Here is a 16,754-nt window from a genome sequence, read left to right as displayed (position 1 = left end):
TGACTTTATGAATCGACTGGTTTAATGGTTACTATTTTATTTTCAAAGTTCATTTTTCTTTATTTATCAAGGCCTTAGCCTTTTCTCAGTAGTGCCTGTGCGCTGCTGACTTGTATTAGTATACGTTATTCCTTGCTATAAGTCAACACCTTTTTTTATTTTTATTTTATTTTTTTATTTTCCTAAGCAACCTTAAGATTTATCAATGACTTTACCTACTTCATCTTATTCTATGTAAGGTAACCTCTCTATCCACTATTTAGATTTTGCTCCCCTATCACACAACTTACAAACTACATTCCCTCTAGAGCTTAGTTTTGTTCCATGATTTCTTTTATATAATATATTAAAGATTTTATAAGCTTAACTATTTTTCTTAGCATAGATAAAAAGAGAGGTCTAAGACCTTTCTTTTTATCTTCCACGATATCTCCAAACTTCACAACCTAAAAATGGATTAGCTGTTCCTAAGTAAAGGTCACAATCTGCAACTAATAAGTTTCTTATCCCATAATTATAAGATTCATCAAACCCCTCAACACTCTGACAAACAAAGTTTTCACCATTATAAGTTGTATACAAGTCGAATCCATAAGTTTCGGGTAGATCTTTTATACTACAAATAAGCATTTGAATCCATCTTTTAAAATTAAGTTTTTTAAATTCTGGGCACTTTAATATTCCTTCTCCTATGCTACTTATAATATTATTTAAAACATCTGCTGAAGGCATGAGCGTTTGGGCTTCTTTTATAGGTGGTTCATATGAAGTTTGCAGTAAAGTAGCCCATAAAATTGAAGAATCCCAAGTTCCAATATATAAAGTATTACAATAAGCTCTTAGTTGCCAGCAATAGTTATTAAAAATATTCCCAAATCCAGAAGGATAACAAGAGATATTTCGCTTTCCTGTAGTTGGATTTGTTGGCCATAGAGGTTCTTGGCCTACTACAACTGTCCATTCATCTTTACCATTAACTTTTATAATATCAAAGCCTTTAGGTAGAACTACTACTTTAGAAGGATCAACACTCTTAAATCCTATCCAAATACCTGTACCTACATAAAGATTACCTTTAAATACTTCCATGCTAAGTGGCAGTTCATTTAATTCATCCCCTGCTCCTTTATCTACAACGCATTTCCAATGATCTTTTTCAGGTAATCTATCTTCTGTCCTCCAAACTTCAAATCCTCCAAACGGAGCTGTCCCTATATAAAGATGTCCCTTGAAGCTAGCCATAGAGATTACTTCTCCTTTAGGATTATTGGCTCCAGTTCCAAATTCTACTGGTTGCCAGCCTGCCTTAGGGTTATCACTCCAATAAAGATATGTGGTTTCGGTCTGTTCCAATGTATTAGTGACTCCCATATAAAGTCTACCTTCATAGACAAGCATTGTTCTGGTGCTAAATCCGCCTGGAATACCAGGTATAATTCCTTCCCAATATTCCCCATCCGTGGACATAAGCATATAGGATACCCCTGTTATAGTAAAACCACCTACATAGATTGCCGTTACCTTATTAATATCTGTATAGGTAATCATAAATCTAAAGCCCATAAGTTCTTTTCCTGCCTCAGCTTTATAAACTCTCTCCCATCCTCTGTAACCAGATTTATGGTAACGCCATATTTCTGCATCATTATTAGGATGCTCTGGTGTTAAAATAGGAGGTGGCTGTACACCGAATATCTCCCCTTGCTCTAGTAACTGATAAACTATATTTCTACCAGTTCCTACATAAATATAGTCTCCTAGCTCCCCCATGCTCCAAGCATAATTATTTTGTTTAGCGTTGTCTAAATCTCCCCCATCAAATCCATTTACAGGAGTTAAATTATTCCATCTATAAGACATAAAAAATCCCCCTTAGCAGCATATAATATTACCCTTTAATATTATATGTTGTTAAGAGGGCTATGTTCATGTTGTACTAAGCTCTTATCTCTTTAAGTTTTTCTTTAACTAATTCAATTACTTTATTTTTATCTTCTTCACGTTCAACTACATCTATTACATCCATATCAATAATAAGGACTTCTGAAGCATCATAGTGGTTCATAACCCACTCATCATAACCTTCCCATAAGAATCTGTAATAATCTACAAGTTCTGTATCAAGTTCGAAGCTTCTACCTCTTTTCATAATACGATCTAAAACTGTTTCAAATGAACCTTTAAGGTAAACCATAAGGTCTGGAGCTTTTTTAGGAAGTTCATCTAATTCTTCCATCATATTATCTAAAAGACTTTCATAAACTTGCATTTCAAGTTCATTAATTCTGCCAAGTTCCATATTCTTTTTAGCAAAATACCAGTCTTCATAAATACTTCTATCTAATACATTATTATCTTTAACTAATGCTTGTTTAATTGCTTTAAAGCGTGTATCTAAGAAATATAACTGAAGTAAGAATGGATATCTCTTTGCTTGAATCTCTTCTGGAGATGCTGTGTAGAATAAAGGTAAAATTGGATTATCATCTACACTTTCATAAAATACATTACTTTCTAATGCTTCTCCTAACACCTCAGCTACGCTTGATTTTCCTAAACCAATCATCCCACCAACTACTATCAACATATTCACCGTGCCTTTCTTAATTGTCTTTATGCTGGACAACACTACATACAGTGTCTCTATTATATGCATATCTAGGCCACGATTCAATACGAATTCTTATATTTCTAATGGTTACCTTTTTCTCTGTTTTCCGTATTATTTACCGATAACATAATTATTTAAAATACTATGCTCATTTCCAAGCTATCCTCCCTTTTTTCCATATGTAATTCCCGCGTATTAATCATTTCCTTGAACTCCTTAATATTAGGGTAATACTTAAAAATGCTAAGACTAGAGCATCCCTACAAAGTATAACCTGTGCAATAACATGGTTTTTAAGTGTTTGATTGATTAGCTTCTTTGCTCCAATATCCTCTTTTTACTTATTTCTCATTTCGTTGCTTATTTAAATTGAATTGGGTATAATATAAACAAGTCTTTTTTATTACCCAAGATAAGGAGTTTTCTATATATGAAATTATACGCTAATATTTCAGAGCTTTCTCAAGAGACTTTTAATGACATACTTGAATTTTGTTTTCCATGCTGTAATAAACTCAGTATTTATTTTCCTAATGACTGTAAAGATACTTTAAATGATTTTAAAATAAAATTCTTAAGTGCTACAGAACTTTATGCTATTGATGATGAACTTGCTGTACTTGAACCAAAAGAAGGATTTACTATGGTTATTACTTCTTTATCAGAAACAGTCCAAGAACTTCTCTTCGAACTTCCTTATGGAGAAGCATTAAGTTTCGGTATCATTGAAAATGAAGACCTTATTTTCTTCGTTAGCGAAGAAGGTGAAATTGCGATCGATCTTCCACGTGAAGTTATTGAAGGTGAAGCTCTTTTCGAAGGTTTTACTAAAATAAATGATTAAATAAAAAGCTCTAGGCATCCCTAGAGCTTTTTATTTTAATGAAGGTTCTAACAATATAAGCAATAATTTCTACTATACCTAAAAGTACAACAAACTTCCATTCATAGAAGAAGGCCCAAATGAGTGTAATCAGCATTACACCAATACTAGTAGCAAGTAGACCTATTGTGAATCCTGGCTTTTCTACTTGGTCCATGTAAGCATCTAAAAGTTCATCTTCAAAGATATGATAGCAAACTATCTCCTCTAAAATCAAAATACAAATAAGTCCTATAGGAATTGTTTGATATAACTTTAGAAAAGCTGGTATCGCTGTAATCATATAAAGACTTAGCCATATGAGTAATCTGTCTGCACTTATTTTTTTTGCTTCTTTTGGCATCGTTATCTCCCTCATTTTAATTCTTAACTTAAATTCTTAGTTTTGATGCAAGTAAGCATAAATATCTCGCTTACTTACGCCTCTATCTTTTGCAACCTGTTTCATGGCTGTTTTTTCATCCATCCCTTTATTTACATAAAGGTTCATATGTTCTTCTATAGACATCTCTTCCCAAACTTTTTGGTCTTCTTCTTGAAGTGTCTTTAAATCTTTACCTGCTAAGACAAGTACAAACTCACCTTTTGGTTCTACTTCTTCAAAGTAAGTAATAGCCCCACTTAAAGTCGTCTTATGAATAAACTCAAACTTCTTAGTAAGTTCTTTTGTAACCGTAATAGAACGGTCGCCTAGTGCTTCATATAGTAATTCTAATGTCTTATTTAATCTATGTGGTGCTTCATATAGAATAGTTGTTCTTGTCTCTGTCTTGAGGCTTTCGAGTAAAGCTTTTCTCTCTTTTTTATCTGTAGGTAAGAAACCTTCAAAGATAAAACGTCTTGTACTCTGTCCAGATAAAATTAAAGCTGTAATACCTGCTACGGCTCCTGGGGCAGAAGTTACTGTAATACCTTCTTCAATAGCTAGTTTAACAATGTCTTCGCCTGGGTCAGATATACCTGGCGTACCTGCATCTGTTACAAGCGCTAAGTTTTTACCTTGTTTTAAAAGTTCAATAAGCTCCTTGCCTTTTTCCATTTTATTGTGTTCATGGTAACTAATAAGCTTTGTATGAATATCAAAATGGTTAAGAAGCTTTCTTGTATGTCTCGTATCTTCAGCAGCAATAAAATCTACTTCTTGTAAAGTACGTACCACACGGTAAGTAATATCTTCTAAATTTCCTATTGGAGTTGCACATAAAGTCAGTGTTCCGTATGTTTCCATTATATTCTCCTCTTTACTGGGCTTTAGGCTTTTCTCTGCCATAAATCTCATAGATTTCGTCTGTATGTGTTCCATCTTCATTATAGACAATAAGCGGCTTTTCAACACGCATCTCGCTATTTCCACCCTTTACACCTTCAATTAAAATCATTGTTGGTGCTTGTCCTGGTTTTGGATATACCATACGAAGTCTCTTTGGCTCAATTTTATTTTGTCTCATGGCACAAATAATATCTGCAAGCCTTTGTGGTCTATGAATCATACAAAGCTTACCTTTTACCTTCAGCACATAACCTGCTGCTTCTATAATATCTTCAAGCGTACACATGACTTCATGTCTTGCAATAGTCTTTGAAGGATGCTCATTTTTAAGACCATTTGTACCTTTCATATAAGGCGGATTACATGTCACAAGATCTAATGAGTGACCTTCAAAATGATTTCTATAATCTTTTACATCTACATGCTTAATCTGAATATCCCCTGTTACTTCATTAAGTTGCAATGAACGATTAGCCATCTCTACCATTTCTTCTTGAATATCAATACCTGTGTATTTACCTTTTTGATAGACAGCATGCATAAGGATAGGGATAATCCCTGTTCCCGTCCCAATATCTAATACTTTCTGGTCTTTCTTAGTTACCTTTGCAAAGTGGCTAAGAAGAACAGCATCAATCCCGAAGCAAAATACTTCGGGATTCTGAATGATTTTATATCCATTTCTATCTAAGTCATCTAATCTCTCATTCGAGTTTACTAAAGTCAAAGTTCTCAAACTCCTTATCTTCTGAACTACTACAGCATCCACCGCTGCCGCATCCACTACTACATCCATTATTGCTACCACATCCACCACAAGATTTCTTCTTACGTGTAAGGATTTTGATATCAGATAAGGAGTAAGTAATAGCTTCTTTCTCATCTTTATCTTTTCTCTTAACAGCAGCTTTAACCTGTTCACGAAGTACATTAACAGAAAGGACTTCGCCTCTACCGTCTGGTGTCTGTACAAAGTCACCTACTTCAGGTAATCTGCCGCGAATTTCTACATAAACATCTTCTTCATATTTAAGACAGCACATGAGTCTACCACAAATACCAGAAATTTTAATTGGATTTAAGGATAGACTCTGGTCTTTGGCCATTTTAATAGATACAGGCTGGAAATCACTCAAAAACTTATTACAACATAAGTTTCTACCGCAAATTCCAATTCCTCCTTGCATCTTTGTTTCATCTCTTACACCAATTTGTCTAAGTTCAATACGTGTTCTAAATACAGCTGCTAAATCTTTTACGAGCTCTCTAAAGTCTACACGTTCATCTGACGTAAAGTAGAATAAAATTTTATTGTTATCAAAAGTGTATTCTACATCTATAAGCTTCATATTTAAATTATGTTTAATAATTTTATGCTTACAAATGAAAAAAGCTTCTTTTTCTTTAACTTTATTTTCTTTTACTTTATCTGCATCTTCCTTTGTTGCCATACGCATAACTTTCTTCAAAGGATAGACTACTTCTTTATCGTCTAATTCACGGTTACTATAGATAACTTCTCCATATTCAATCCCTCTAGCAGTTTCAACAATAACATGGTCTCCTGCTTCATACTTAACATCTTCAGGATCAAAATAATAGATTTTACCTGCTGTTCGAAATCTAACGCCGATAACAGTTATCATTTTTTTCTCTCCTTTATCTTAAGTAATAAATTTTCTATTACAAAAGTCGGGTATATATTTTGATTAATTTGCATAGTCGCATCTTTAATAAGCTTAATATGTCTGTCAATTGTATTATACGTTAATTTAGATGCCATGTCGAGTAAGTGCGTCTTATAATCCAAATAATACAAGTTCCCTTCTCCTGTAGCCTTAAGGATGGCTAAATCTCTATACCAGAGTAACCAGAATTCTAAAAGGCTACTTATGAACTCTTTATCCTCACATATGCTTTTCTGTATATTATACATCTGCATGAGGTCGGCTTTTTGAAGGTCTAAAAGATAGTTAATGCTTGTTCTTCTCTCTTCTAAGAAATCCTCATCTTCTATTAACTTCTTAGCTGTCCCTATGCTCCCCTCAGCAAATTGTGCATAAATTTCTTTTTGCACTTCACTTATAGGGTATTCCTGTAAATACTCCATAATCTGAGTTTGATTAAGTGGATTAAATCGTAATTGAATACACCTAGACTTAATAGTTGGAAGTAACTTAGCTAGATTTTCTGTAATTAAAATAATCATCCCATAACTTGGTGGCTCTTCTATAGTCTTTAACATAGCATTTTGGCCTTCTATGGTTACAGTATCTGCTTCCGTCACAATAATGATTTTATAGGGTCCTTGATAAGGTTTAATATCCATATTTTTAACCACTTGTTCACGAATAGTATCTATCTTAGTTGTTCTTGTATCTTTATCTACTTTAATAATATCTGGGTGTGTACCTGCCTCTACCAGTGCACATGCTTTACATTTGCCACAAGGCCTGCCTTCTCCTTGGCATAAAAGAGCCTTTGCTAAAGACATAGCCATCATTTTTTTGCCTACACCCTTTGGCCCTTCAAAGATATAACTATGTGATATTTTATCTGTTTGAATAGCTTTCTTAAAATATTTTTTTATATCTTCATGTCCTCTAATATCTTGAAATAGTTCCATAGTCTTTTCCTTTCTATAGAAAAACGTCCGTGAAACCACGAACGTTACGTTACTATATCTCATAATAAGCTTTAAATTAGGTATAAGCCCTATTACTCTCTTATTGTACTGAAATCTATAATACTTTGCAATGGATTTGACCATCCACTATTTCTAATCCCTTAAGCCTATCTCTATACTGTTTGATTAAATCTATATGTACCTTACTTATGCGTTCTCCTAAACATATAATAGGTACACCTGGTGGATAAAGCATGATTTGCTGTGCACAAATTCTATCCATACACGCTTCTACCGGGGACAACTGTGACTCTTTGTAATAGACCTCTCTCGGTGATAGTTCCCCTTTTGTCACATCATCTACTTGACTTAAAATAGGCCCTATTAACTTACTATATCTATCGTCACTTGCTATACATTTATTAAGGAAGAGTTCTTCATCTATAGCTCTTAATGCTTTTTCTAAGTGGGTTAAAGTCTGCTCATTATCTGCTAATGTAGTCATAAGAATAATCAGATGCGGCAACATAGCTTCTGCCACTATATTATAACGTTCTTCTAAGTATTGCCCTAAAGTATAACCATCTATACCGCTCCCATTTGTAAAGATAACAATTTTGCTTTGGTCATACATAGCACTTGGTAGCCCTAATAATTTAAGCGTTCTCATCTTACTAAGCTCAACGCGCATTTTCTCAAGTGGCATAATATAGCTTTTTTTAATCTCATTTCTATGACTCTCTATATAACCCCTCATATAGTCCATAAGGCTCATCATCACATATGATGGACTACTAGTTTGAACTAATCTTAGATTCTTAATAAGTTCGCCCTCATTTACCTTATTAGTTCCTCTATGTAGAAGTGCACTTTGTGTAAGGGTTGGTAAAGTCTTGTGCATACTTTGAATCACTAAATCTGCTCCCTGCAAAACACTACTTTCTGGGAAGGTCTCATCTACTACAAAATGTGCTCCATGGGCTTCATCTACTATAAGTACTTTATCTTGTTCATGTAAAACTTCAGCTATTCCTTTAACATCGGAAACTATCCCTTCATAGGTTGGACTTACAATAATAGCCCCCTTTACTTCTGGATATAAATCTAATGCCTGACTGATTGTCTCTTTAGCTATGACTCCCATTAGACCAAAGTCCTCATTATACTCAGGTTGAATATAAATAGGTACTGCACCTATTAAAATTAAAGCATGCCATACACTATGGTGGCAGTTTCTTGCTATAAGTACTTTATCCCCTGGCTTACATATGGTCATAAGGCTAGCCAGTATACCTGCTGTAGAACCATTAGTTAAGAAGGTAGTGCTTTGGGCTCCATAAAATCTGCTCATCTCTTGCATAGCCTCTTTAATAATCCCTTCTGCTTCATAGAGATTATCAAGGCCATTTGCTTCTGTTACATCTAAAGCCGTGAAATCTAACTGCTTCATATCACCAAAAGTTCCAAGCTTGTGCCCTGGCATATGAAAAGGCTTTTTGTGCTTACTGTATTCTATTAATGCATTATAAAGTGGCGTTTTCATGTTTTTCATCCTGTCTATTTAAAGTATGATTGTTTAAACTTACTACTATAAGTCTCAAGCCTTTGCAATACACGGTCTGCTTCTTTTCCTTCTAAAGGTGTAGGCTGATAGTTATTACGTTCTTTACTTGAAGAAATGCTGCAAGGAATCACCTTGCTCTCAGTACGTGTTACCTCTCCTCCTTGAAGCTTATAAGTTTCTTGATAAATAAAGGTATCTTTATCATCTGGATTTTTGTTGGCTCCAAAACTAAAGTTGCCAAAGCTATAAATGATATTTTTACCCTTATAAGTTTCTATCCCCTGTATAACATGAGGGTGTGAGCCTACTACTAAATCTACTCCCTCATCGATACAAAAATGTGCTAAATCCTTTTGTATACTATTAGGATAATGTTCTCTTTCTATACCCCAGTGAAACATTACAATCACAAGGTCTGCTTCTTTCTTTGCCTGGGAAATAGACTGCTTAATCCTAGCTTTAGTAGATTGACTATTATCCCAACCCTTCTCACCAATTAGAGCAACCTTAATATCTTCTACTTCTTTATAAGCAATTTTATTTCCTCTAAAATAATCAATCTGTGCCTTATCTAAAGCAGTTTCTGTCTGCTTCATACCTTCCTGTCCGTAATCATATGTATGGTTATTGGCAAGGCTTACTGCTTCTACACTACCTAACTGTAAGATCTCCGTATAGCTAGGATCTCCTTTAATAGCAAATTGCTTTTCCTGCCTTTGACCTCCTGTTGTAAGTGGACCTTCAAGATTTACAACAGTTACATCATCTGCTTCAAAAATAGGTTTAACCTTTTCTAAAAAATAAGCATTGCCTTCCTTTTTAGCTACTTGGTCAAATCTATTCCATTCTCCTTGCCCGTAATAAGTTCCAAGTGTACAATCACCCGCAAAAGATAAAGTAATTTCTTTACTAGGTGTTAAAGTACTCTTCATATATAACCTTAACTTCATTAAGTCCTCTATTTCCATGCCCAATAACATTGTACTGATAGAGCAACATAAAACGAGTAATAGACTAATACTATATTTTCTCCCCTTATTCATATTAATTCCCCCCTACTACATTTACGGTATATCCTAAATTCTGAAGCCTATTGATAATGCCTTTCTTCCCTACCATATGCCCTGCCCCAACCGTTACGAGGTAAGTAGCATTTTCTTTATCCCCTAAATACTCTACAATTTTATCTGTCATACGCTCATCCCGATTTATAAAGAGTAATTTCATTAATGGGTCATCTTGCTCTAAAGCTTGGTCTTTACCATAACGTGTTGCAAATGCTTCTATATTTCCTTCTATAAATTGCTTTACCCATTCATTTACCAATATTACGCTCTCTACATTTATTTCATCCTCAGACTTGAAAGCATCTAAATTAGTTTTTAAACTTTCTATTTGATACGCTTCATCTAGCCCATCAAATAAACCTGCTTGAAAATTATACCCTTCTATTTCTAAAATCTCTTTGTTTTCTAAAAGTGCTTTTGTATAGACATATAAATCTATAACAGGAAGTGAAGTAGTAGTGTGATTTTCCTTATCTCCTGTATTTACATTAAGTGTTGCTAATGTATTTGACAGCGCCCAAGGCTTATATCTATTTATTTCTTCCTCTGACATGCCATACTGTTTAAAGACTTCTACAGTTCTTGTATAAGTTTCTTCATCTAAATGTTCTTTAAGGGTTGTGTCATCTAAATACATTTGTTTCTGATAAAAATATACTTGTTCTCTTTGATTATTAAAATCTACTTCAAATGCTACTTTATCAGCCTTTTCTAGGATATTGTTAAGCCCAGCACTAAATGGATATAGTTCTTGTCTCCCTAAATGAATGGTTCCCAATAGATAAACTGTATTATTCTCATCACTTACTTCCCACACGAATCCTTTGGCCCCTGCTTCGGTCTGCTTATAAATATCTGTTACAATACGATTCGCAAATAAAACGGCATCTTGTACCGTACAAGGTTCCTTTAAATTTAAATTGCCTTTTTCATCACCTTTAATAGCACCAGCATGCTGCATGTAACTTATCATATCTTTCTTCAAATCAACTCGTCCCTCGAAACCTTGAAGCACATTATAATAGCTACTTAGTACCTGCTCTCTTGTTCCTATCTGTATGATGGATTTAACTTCCTGCTCATTGAGTCCAGCTTGCCTGCACTGCCCTTTAAGTCCTTCTATAATCTGAGTTAATTGTTCTTCATTTATAGGTTGATTAAGATACTTAACATAGTCAGTTGGTACTAATCCACTTACTTCTGCTGTCAATAAATCACTTTTAGCCCACCGAGGAATAACTATCTGCCCTGGTTCCTGCCCATAAATCATAGAACTTCCAAGCATAGTCCAAAGTAGAAATCCTACACTGCAAATTTTTTTGAACATATCCTAGCACCCCTTCTTCAAATATTTCCCATATAAGCTTATAGTAAAACAGAGTCTTCTAAATGTAAACACATCATTAATTTATATATCTTATAGGATCTCTAGTATTTCTACCTCATAGGTTTCTTCTGGTGCCTCTACTTTGACACGTTGTCCTACTTTTTTCTTAAATAAGGCTTTTCCTAAAGGGGATTCAATGCTAATCTTATCATTCACAGCGTCTGTATTCATAGTTGTAACAATCATATAGGTCATCTCAAAATCATCGTCTAAAAACTTAATACGTACTTGTTTATTAAGTCCTACCTCATCTACATTACTTTCTGTAGAAATGATTTTTGCAGTCTTAATCATGCGTTCTAAGTAACGAATACGTGATTCATTCTTACCTCTTTCTCTTTTAGCTGCTTTATACTCAAAGTTCTCACTTAAATCTCCATGAGCCCTAGCTTCTTTTACATCTTCGATAAGCCTTTTACGTTCTACGACCTTTCTATATTCAATTTCTTTTTGCATTTCTTCTATATCTTCTTTACTTAAAAAATTTCGCATGTTCTCCTCCTATAAATTTTTTAACTTTTATCATTATATCCTCATTATAGCATTTCTAGCCCTAATTCACTTTACTTTCCAAAGATGAATGCTATATAATTTTTTAAGATATCTTATAGAAAAGGAGTCCATATATGAATATTGAGCATATATTAAACGGCAACTTATTTAAAGTTTGGTCTAAATTTGTTTCTGCTTCCGTTATAGGTGTTATTCTAAATACGATTTATACTATGGTAGATGGCATCTTTGTTGGGCAAGGTACTGGCGAAGCTGGGCTTGCAGGGGTAAATTTAGCTTGGCCTGCTGTTACAGTTATACTAGGTATAGGTCTTCTCTTTGGCTCAGGCGCTAGCAGTCTTATTTCTATTTGCTTAGGGAGTCATGATAAGGAACGAGCTGAACGTCTTTTAGGTACTGTTCTTAAATCCCTTTTAATTATCGGTGTTGGTCTTATGATTCTAGGCCCACTCTTTGCTAATCCTATTATTAAATTTTTAGGAGCTACTGAAGAGACTTTTGGCTATACTAAAGATTACTTTATTGTTATTTATCTAATGGCTATTCCTTACCTCCTAGCCAATGCACTTAATCCACTTGTAAGAGCTGATGGTAATCCTCACTTATCTATGCTTATGGTAGGAGCAGGTGCAATTGGGAATATTATTTTAGATTGGTTATTTGTTATTGAATTAGGTATGGGAACCCTGGGAGCCGCTCTAGCAACAGGTGCCGGTGTGATCTTCTCAACAATTATAGGTCTTTGGTACTTCCTATCTGGTAAGTCCCATGTTAAATTCCATAAAAAATATTTTAAAATTGATAAAAAACTATTAAAAGATATCTTTAAAATTGGTTTTGTATCTTTTATGATTCAAATCTCTATAGGTGTCGTTATACTAGTTCAAAATGTTATTTTATATCAATATGGTAATACAGCAGATATTGCTATCTTCTGTGTAACAGGTTATGTTATTTCTCTTTATACTCAGCTCTGTGTAGGAATGTCTCAAGGTATGCAACCACTTATTGGTTGCCATTATGGTGCAAATCAAATTAAACGCATGCATAAACTCCTGCAAATTACACTGATTGCAAGTGTTATGACAAGTATTGTAGCCCTTCTTGCACTTATTTTTTACGGGGAATACTTTATTAGACTCTATGGCATTGCAGAAAATTTACTTGATTTAGCTTATAATCGTACAATAACTTTTTGTCTTGGTATACCATTCATTGGTATTGTTTATACTATGGGTGCTTATTACCAAGCACTTAATCGTAATATAGAAGCCAATATTGTTTCTATAGGCCGTAGTTTTGTACTTCAAATTTTATTTTCTCTCACCCTACCAATCTTTATGGGCGTAGAAGGTGTATTCTATGCACAACCTTTTTCTGATATAGGTTCTATCTTTATTCTTATAGGGGTTATGCTGTACTGTCATATGAAAGCTAAAAATAAAAAAGTTGCCTAGACGGATAGGCAACTTTTTATTTTCTCTCTATTAGTGTTTACATGGTTTTCTTTGCTCAATTAATGCATAAAGTGTTGATACTGGCACACCTGTTGCACCTTTTACTGAGTACTCATTTAAAGCTGTTTCTGCCCATGAAGTACCTGCAATATCTAAGTGTAACCATGGTTTATCCTGAACAAATTCTCCAATAAATAAACCTGCTGTAATTGTCCCAGCATTTCTACCACCAATATTTTTAAGATCTGCAATATCACTCTTAATAAGTTTTTTGTAGTCATCGAAATCTGGTAATCTCCAGAACTTCTCACCTGTTCTTTCTGCTTTAGCAATAAGGTCATTGTAGAATTCATCATTATTAGATACAACGGCTGTTGTTGTTGTCCCTAATGCCACAAGCGCTGCACCTGTAAGTGTCGCTATATCTACAACTTTTGATACTTTTTCTTTTTCAATAATATAAGTTACAGCATCAACTAAAGTTAAACGGCCTTCTGCATCTGTATTAAGTACTTCGATTGTTTTTCCTGCCATAGAACCAATAATATCCCCTGGCTTATAGCTGATCCCTGAAATAGCATTTTCACAAGCTGCAATGACTGCAATTACATTAGCTTTTACTTTATTTTTAGCAAGAGCACTCATTGTGCCAATGACTGCTGCTGCACCTGCCATATCACTTTTCATCGTATCCATAGAACCTGATGGTTTAAGTGAGTAACCGCCTGTATCAAATGTTAAGCCTTTCCCTACAAGCCCAAAAATTTCTCCTGTTTCTGGGGCATTCATATGACGCATTACAATAAATCTTGGAGCTCTTGCTGAACCTTTTGCTACTTCATAAAATGCTTTCATACCCATTTCTTGAATTTGATTTTCATCAAAGATCTCTACTTCAAATCCATCTCTTTGACCAAGTTCTACAACTCTATTAGCAAGTGTTTCAGGATAGATAACATTAGCTGGCTCATTTACTAAATCTCTTGCTTCAATGATGCCATCTACAATATTATTAATTTCACTCAGCTTGCCATTCATTTTTTCTATCTTTTCAGTTGGTGCATCTAATACATAAACATTTGGTGTATAAGTTTTTTTATCCTCACCAGTTTTGTACTTATCAAAATTATAAAGTGCAAGTCTAGCAGCTTGCACAATAGCTCTTACTCTACCACCTGGACACATATGAGCTGCATCTATAAATTTAATACCATATTCATTTAATTTAAGTTCTTTTGCTTTTTTAACACCTTTAGCAATAGCTGTTTTAAAGGCCTCTGATTTAAGATCTTCGTATTTACCTAAACCAACTAAAATCATGTATTTCATCTCTTCTGTTGTAAAGTAGAAGCATTCACCTACTTTACCCTTAAAAAGCTCTCCAGCTTTAATCGCTTCAACTTTTTCACAAGTATGAGTTTTATCTTCATAAACAGGAATAATCATCCCTTGTAAATCTTTTAATTCTTTATTTTGAATTGTAATGTTCATTTACTTATCCTCCTTTTAATCTAAATTAAATTCTATAACTCTATCTTACTACATTTGTTTATAATTTTGTAGTTTTTATTTTCCAATAACCATTCTCCGTTGGCTCCATAACTTCAAAAATAGATAAATCTTTTTTCTTAGCTTCAAAAATAATGTCTGCTTGTTTAATGCCTGCTAAATCTAATTGATTAATAAGTCCTTCCATATCCTCTTTCAAAATATAATCCGCATGGGGTGGCTTGATAATACCATCTATTCCTGATGAAAGATGATATTTATCTGGAGGGTATTCTCTTAGTAGTTCAATAATATTTACATACTTGCTTGGATTACACCTTTCATGATGATAATCATATACCCATTTAAGTCCTAGTTCTTTACATAAGGGTACAACTTCTTCTGAAGTATAAGTCTTATCATCATTTTCTATAGTTAGCCGTTCTACATCTATTTCTCTTTTATATGTTTTTAAATGCTCTTTAAATCTTTCTAAAGTTTCTTCCTTATTGCCATAGGCACCTCCTATATGAATAACTAAGTTTTGGCCTCCTATTATCTTTAAAAATTCACTTTGTGCTCTAAGTTCTCCTATAGAACGCTGTACAATATCCTCTTTAGGGCTTGCTAGCATCGTAAAATGGCTAGAATGCATAGAAATTCTCAAGTCATATTGCTTTTGCCACTTTCTAATTCTTTCAAACTCATTTTGAATTTTTGGCTCACTTAGTATTTTATGTTTCTCTATTAGCTCCTTAATTTCAAGTTTATCTATAAAAGGGATAATCTCTGCCGTAACCCTATAAACGAAAATATTTTTTTTGATATTGTCATAAATAATGTCACCTAGCAAAATAATATTATGTTGAATAACCTCTTTTATTTTTTGAATATCTTGATCCTCTACAGACTTCCATCTAAAAGTACGAAACTTTTTACCTAATGATAAATTAATACATGCATATCCAATTCTCACTTTACATGAACTCATAAACATCCCTCTTTCATCATTCTTATTTTTTGTCATATAGAGAGGCATTATTTATAAATCTACTTAATAATTTAAAGCAATAAAATAAGACGTAGAAAAATCTACGTCTCCTTTGTCTCTATGTATACCGTCTACATTATTCCTATAATGCAATGCTTATACTTAATCTTTGATCCACATTTTGCATATCTTGTTTAGAGAGCATGCCTATCTTATGTGAAAGACGTCTCTTGGATATGGTTTTAATCTGCTCACATAATATAGTCGAATCATGTGTTAAGAAATGATACCTATCTTTGGTCACAGTATAATGAGTTGGTATATCCTTTTTAATCTTTGAAGTTAAAGGTACGCATATAATAGTAGGTGAATAATGATTTCCTACATTGTTCTGTATGATAAGAACAGGTCGAATACCTGCTTGTTCACTTCCATCACCCACTCCAAGATCTGCTTCATAAATTTCCCCCCGACGTGGATATATGTATTCAAAAGCTGCTTCTTCAGTATACATGAATCTCTCCTCCTTCTTTAATTTTATTATTACCAATTCAAAGTTTCTTTAATCATATTTTGACAAATAAAGAGCAAGGCCTACTTTAAAAGTAAGCCTTGCTCTTTATTCATAATTTGATTGTATAAGTATAATCCCTAATATCTTATCTGCTCGTTCATCTATCAACTCAATTAGAGTATCTTCTCTTCTTGTAACCTTAATTGTTATTACCAAAGAAATAACAATAAGTCCTATCTCTATTATTAATTTTACATCTTGTATAATTAGCTCTATGTTATTTATATTTTAACATACAAAAAAAGCTTGCATTAAATGCAAGCTTTAAATATGAGCCACCGGAGGCTCGAACTCCGGACCACTTGATTAAAAGTCAAGTGCTC

16 protein-coding genes are annotated in these 16,754 nt (G+C 33.7%); 2 read left to right on the top strand and 14 right to left on the bottom strand.

Going from position 1 to position 16,754, the window contains the following annotated elements:
- Nucleotides 1-414: 414 nt before the first annotated feature.
- Both ACLTBU_RS16620 and ACLTBU_RS16615 read right to left on the bottom strand, forming a co-directional pair.
- Nucleotides 415-1,860, bottom strand: coding sequence for a hypothetical protein (locus tag ACLTBU_RS16620; RefSeq protein WP_412220099.1), 1,446 nt, complete (start codon nt 1,858-1,860; stop codon nt 415-417).
- A gap of 76 nt (nt 1,861-1,936) precedes the next feature.
- On the bottom strand, nt 1,937-2,587 hold the full coding sequence (locus ACLTBU_RS16615) for a deoxynucleoside kinase (protein ID WP_337531455.1): 651 nt from the start codon (nt 2,585-2,587) through the stop codon (nt 1,937-1,939).
- Between the two features lie 454 nt (nt 2,588-3,041).
- On the opposite strand from ACLTBU_RS16615, the gene ACLTBU_RS16610 reads away from it, so the two are divergent.
- On the top strand, nt 3,042-3,455 hold the full coding sequence (locus ACLTBU_RS16610; protein ID WP_412220095.1) for a hypothetical protein: 414 nt from the start codon (nt 3,042-3,044) through the stop codon (nt 3,453-3,455).
- Nucleotides 3,456-3,465: 10 nt separating this feature from the next.
- On the opposite strand, the gene ACLTBU_RS16605 is transcribed toward ACLTBU_RS16610, so the two are convergent.
- The 9 genes from ACLTBU_RS16605 to greA all read right to left on the bottom strand — a co-directional run bounded on the left by ACLTBU_RS16605 (nt 3,466) and on the right by greA (nt 11,900).
- Nucleotides 3,466-3,837 (bottom strand): hypothetical protein, encoded by a 372-nt coding sequence (locus ACLTBU_RS16605; RefSeq protein ID WP_320650031.1) that lies wholly within the window; start codon nt 3,835-3,837, stop codon nt 3,466-3,468.
- 36 nt (nt 3,838-3,873) lie between these two features.
- The gene (gene rsmI, locus ACLTBU_RS16600) at nt 3,874-4,722 is read right to left on the bottom strand and encodes a 16S rRNA (cytidine(1402)-2'-O)-methyltransferase (protein WP_412220092.1); all 849 of its coding nucleotides are present in this window, start codon (nt 4,720-4,722) and stop codon (nt 3,874-3,876) included.
- A 13-nt stretch (nt 4,723-4,735) separates the two neighbouring features.
- The gene (locus ACLTBU_RS16595) at nt 4,736-5,491 is read right to left on the bottom strand and encodes a tRNA1(Val) (adenine(37)-N6)-methyltransferase (RefSeq protein WP_412220090.1); all 756 of its coding nucleotides are present in this window, start codon (nt 5,489-5,491) and stop codon (nt 4,736-4,738) included.
- Nucleotides 5,469-6,410, bottom strand: a complete 942-nt coding sequence (locus tag ACLTBU_RS16590; protein WP_177670086.1) for a stage 0 sporulation family protein — start codon at nt 6,408-6,410, stop codon at nt 5,469-5,471. Before ACLTBU_RS16590 ends, ACLTBU_RS16595 begins: the two co-directional genes overlap by 23 nt.
- Nucleotides 6,407-7,390: a DNA polymerase III subunit delta' gene (gene holB / locus ACLTBU_RS16585; RefSeq protein ID WP_412220087.1), complete on the bottom strand. Its 984-nt coding sequence runs from the start codon at nt 7,388-7,390 to the stop codon at nt 6,407-6,409. Before holB ends, ACLTBU_RS16590 begins: the two co-directional genes overlap by 4 nt.
- A 115-nt stretch (nt 7,391-7,505) precedes the next feature.
- On the bottom strand, nt 7,506-8,933 hold the full coding sequence (locus ACLTBU_RS16580) for an aminotransferase class I/II-fold pyridoxal phosphate-dependent enzyme (RefSeq protein WP_412220084.1): 1,428 nt from the start codon (nt 8,931-8,933) through the stop codon (nt 7,506-7,508).
- Nucleotides 8,934-8,947: 14 nt separating this feature from the next.
- The gene (locus ACLTBU_RS16575) at nt 8,948-9,997 is read right to left on the bottom strand and encodes a CapA family protein (RefSeq protein ID WP_177670080.1); all 1,050 of its coding nucleotides are present in this window, start codon (nt 9,995-9,997) and stop codon (nt 8,948-8,950) included.
- A 1-nt stretch (nt 9,998) separates the two neighbouring features.
- Nucleotides 9,999-11,348: a TraB/GumN family protein gene (locus tag ACLTBU_RS16570; protein WP_412220081.1), complete on the bottom strand. Its 1,350-nt coding sequence runs from the start codon at nt 11,346-11,348 to the stop codon at nt 9,999-10,001.
- Between the two features lie 90 nt (nt 11,349-11,438).
- The gene (gene greA, locus ACLTBU_RS16565; RefSeq protein WP_177670076.1) at nt 11,439-11,900 is read right to left on the bottom strand and encodes a transcription elongation factor GreA; all 462 of its coding nucleotides are present in this window, start codon (nt 11,898-11,900) and stop codon (nt 11,439-11,441) included.
- Nucleotides 11,901-12,034: 134 nt separating this feature from the next.
- On the opposite strand from greA, the gene ACLTBU_RS16560 reads away from it, so the two are divergent.
- Nucleotides 12,035-13,378 (top strand): MATE family efflux transporter, encoded by a 1,344-nt coding sequence (locus tag ACLTBU_RS16560; protein ID WP_412220078.1) that lies wholly within the window; start codon nt 12,035-12,037, stop codon nt 13,376-13,378.
- 30 nt (nt 13,379-13,408) lie between these two features.
- Here ACLTBU_RS16560 and ACLTBU_RS16555 read toward each other — a convergent pair whose 3' ends face one another.
- The 3 genes from ACLTBU_RS16555 to ACLTBU_RS16545 all read right to left on the bottom strand — a co-directional run bounded on the left by ACLTBU_RS16555 (nt 13,409) and on the right by ACLTBU_RS16545 (nt 16,371).
- Nucleotides 13,409-14,869 carry a leucyl aminopeptidase gene (locus ACLTBU_RS16555; protein ID WP_412220075.1) on the bottom strand — a complete coding sequence of 487 codons (1,461 nt, stop codon included), beginning with the start codon at nt 14,867-14,869 and terminating at the stop codon, nt 13,409-13,411.
- A 58-nt stretch (nt 14,870-14,927) separates the two neighbouring features.
- Nucleotides 14,928-15,857 (bottom strand): UV DNA damage repair endonuclease UvsE, encoded by a 930-nt coding sequence (gene uvsE, locus ACLTBU_RS16550; RefSeq protein WP_412220072.1) that lies wholly within the window; start codon nt 15,855-15,857, stop codon nt 14,928-14,930.
- Between the two features lie 142 nt (nt 15,858-15,999).
- Nucleotides 16,000-16,371, bottom strand: coding sequence for a type II toxin-antitoxin system PemK/MazF family toxin (locus ACLTBU_RS16545; protein ID WP_412220069.1), 372 nt, complete (start codon nt 16,369-16,371; stop codon nt 16,000-16,002).
- Nucleotides 16,372-16,754: the final 383 nt, after the last annotated feature.

The sequence above is a fragment of the Zhenhengia sp. genome (assembly GCF_046966505.1).
In the GTDB taxonomy this organism is placed as follows: domain Bacteria; phylum Bacillota; class Clostridia; order Lachnospirales; family Cellulosilyticaceae; genus Zhenhengia; species Zhenhengia yiwuensis.
The sequence above is the reverse complement of the archived record's forward strand: the minus strand, read 5'-3'. Positions and strand labels throughout refer to the sequence as shown.

Bases quoted from the DNA above. Each gene is read 5' to 3' on its own strand.
- ACLTBU_RS16575 (WP_177670080.1), bottom strand. From the start codon at position 9,997: ATGAATAAGGGGAGAAAATATAGTATTAGTCTATTACTCGTTTTATGT.
- holB (WP_412220087.1), bottom strand. From the start codon at position 7,390: ATGGAACTATTTCAAGATATTAGAGGACATGAAGATATAAAAAAATAT.
- ACLTBU_RS16570 (WP_412220081.1), bottom strand. From the start codon at position 11,348: ATGTTCAAAAAAATTTGCAGTGTAGGATTTCTACTTTGGACTATGCTT.
- ACLTBU_RS16545 (WP_412220069.1), bottom strand. From the start codon at position 16,371: ATGTATACTGAAGAAGCAGCTTTTGAATACATATATCCACGTCGGGGG.
- ACLTBU_RS16610 (WP_412220095.1), top strand. From the start codon at position 3,042: ATGAAATTATACGCTAATATTTCAGAGCTTTCTCAAGAGACTTTTAAT.
- ACLTBU_RS16615 (WP_337531455.1), bottom strand. From the start codon at position 2,587: ATGTTGATAGTAGTTGGTGGGATGATTGGTTTAGGAAAATCAAGCGTA.
- ACLTBU_RS16560 (WP_412220078.1), top strand. From the start codon at position 12,035: ATGAATATTGAGCATATATTAAACGGCAACTTATTTAAAGTTTGGTCT.
- rsmI (WP_412220092.1), bottom strand. From the start codon at position 4,722: ATGGAAACATACGGAACACTGACTTTATGTGCAACTCCAATAGGAAAT.
- ACLTBU_RS16605 (WP_320650031.1), bottom strand. From the start codon at position 3,837: ATGCCAAAAGAAGCAAAAAAAATAAGTGCAGACAGATTACTCATATGG.
- uvsE (WP_412220072.1), bottom strand. From the start codon at position 15,857: ATGAGTTCATGTAAAGTGAGAATTGGATATGCATGTATTAATTTATCA.
- ACLTBU_RS16620 (WP_412220099.1), bottom strand. From the start codon at position 1,860: ATGTCTTATAGATGGAATAATTTAACTCCTGTAAATGGATTTGATGGG.
- ACLTBU_RS16555 (WP_412220075.1), bottom strand. From the start codon at position 14,869: ATGAACATTACAATTCAAAATAAAGAATTAAAAGATTTACAAGGGATG.
- ACLTBU_RS16590 (WP_177670086.1), bottom strand. From the start codon at position 6,410: ATGATAACTGTTATCGGCGTTAGATTTCGAACAGCAGGTAAAATCTAT.
- greA (WP_177670076.1), bottom strand. From the start codon at position 11,900: ATGCGAAATTTTTTAAGTAAAGAAGATATAGAAGAAATGCAAAAAGAA.
- ACLTBU_RS16580 (WP_412220084.1), bottom strand. From the start codon at position 8,933: ATGAAAACGCCACTTTATAATGCATTAATAGAATACAGTAAGCACAAA.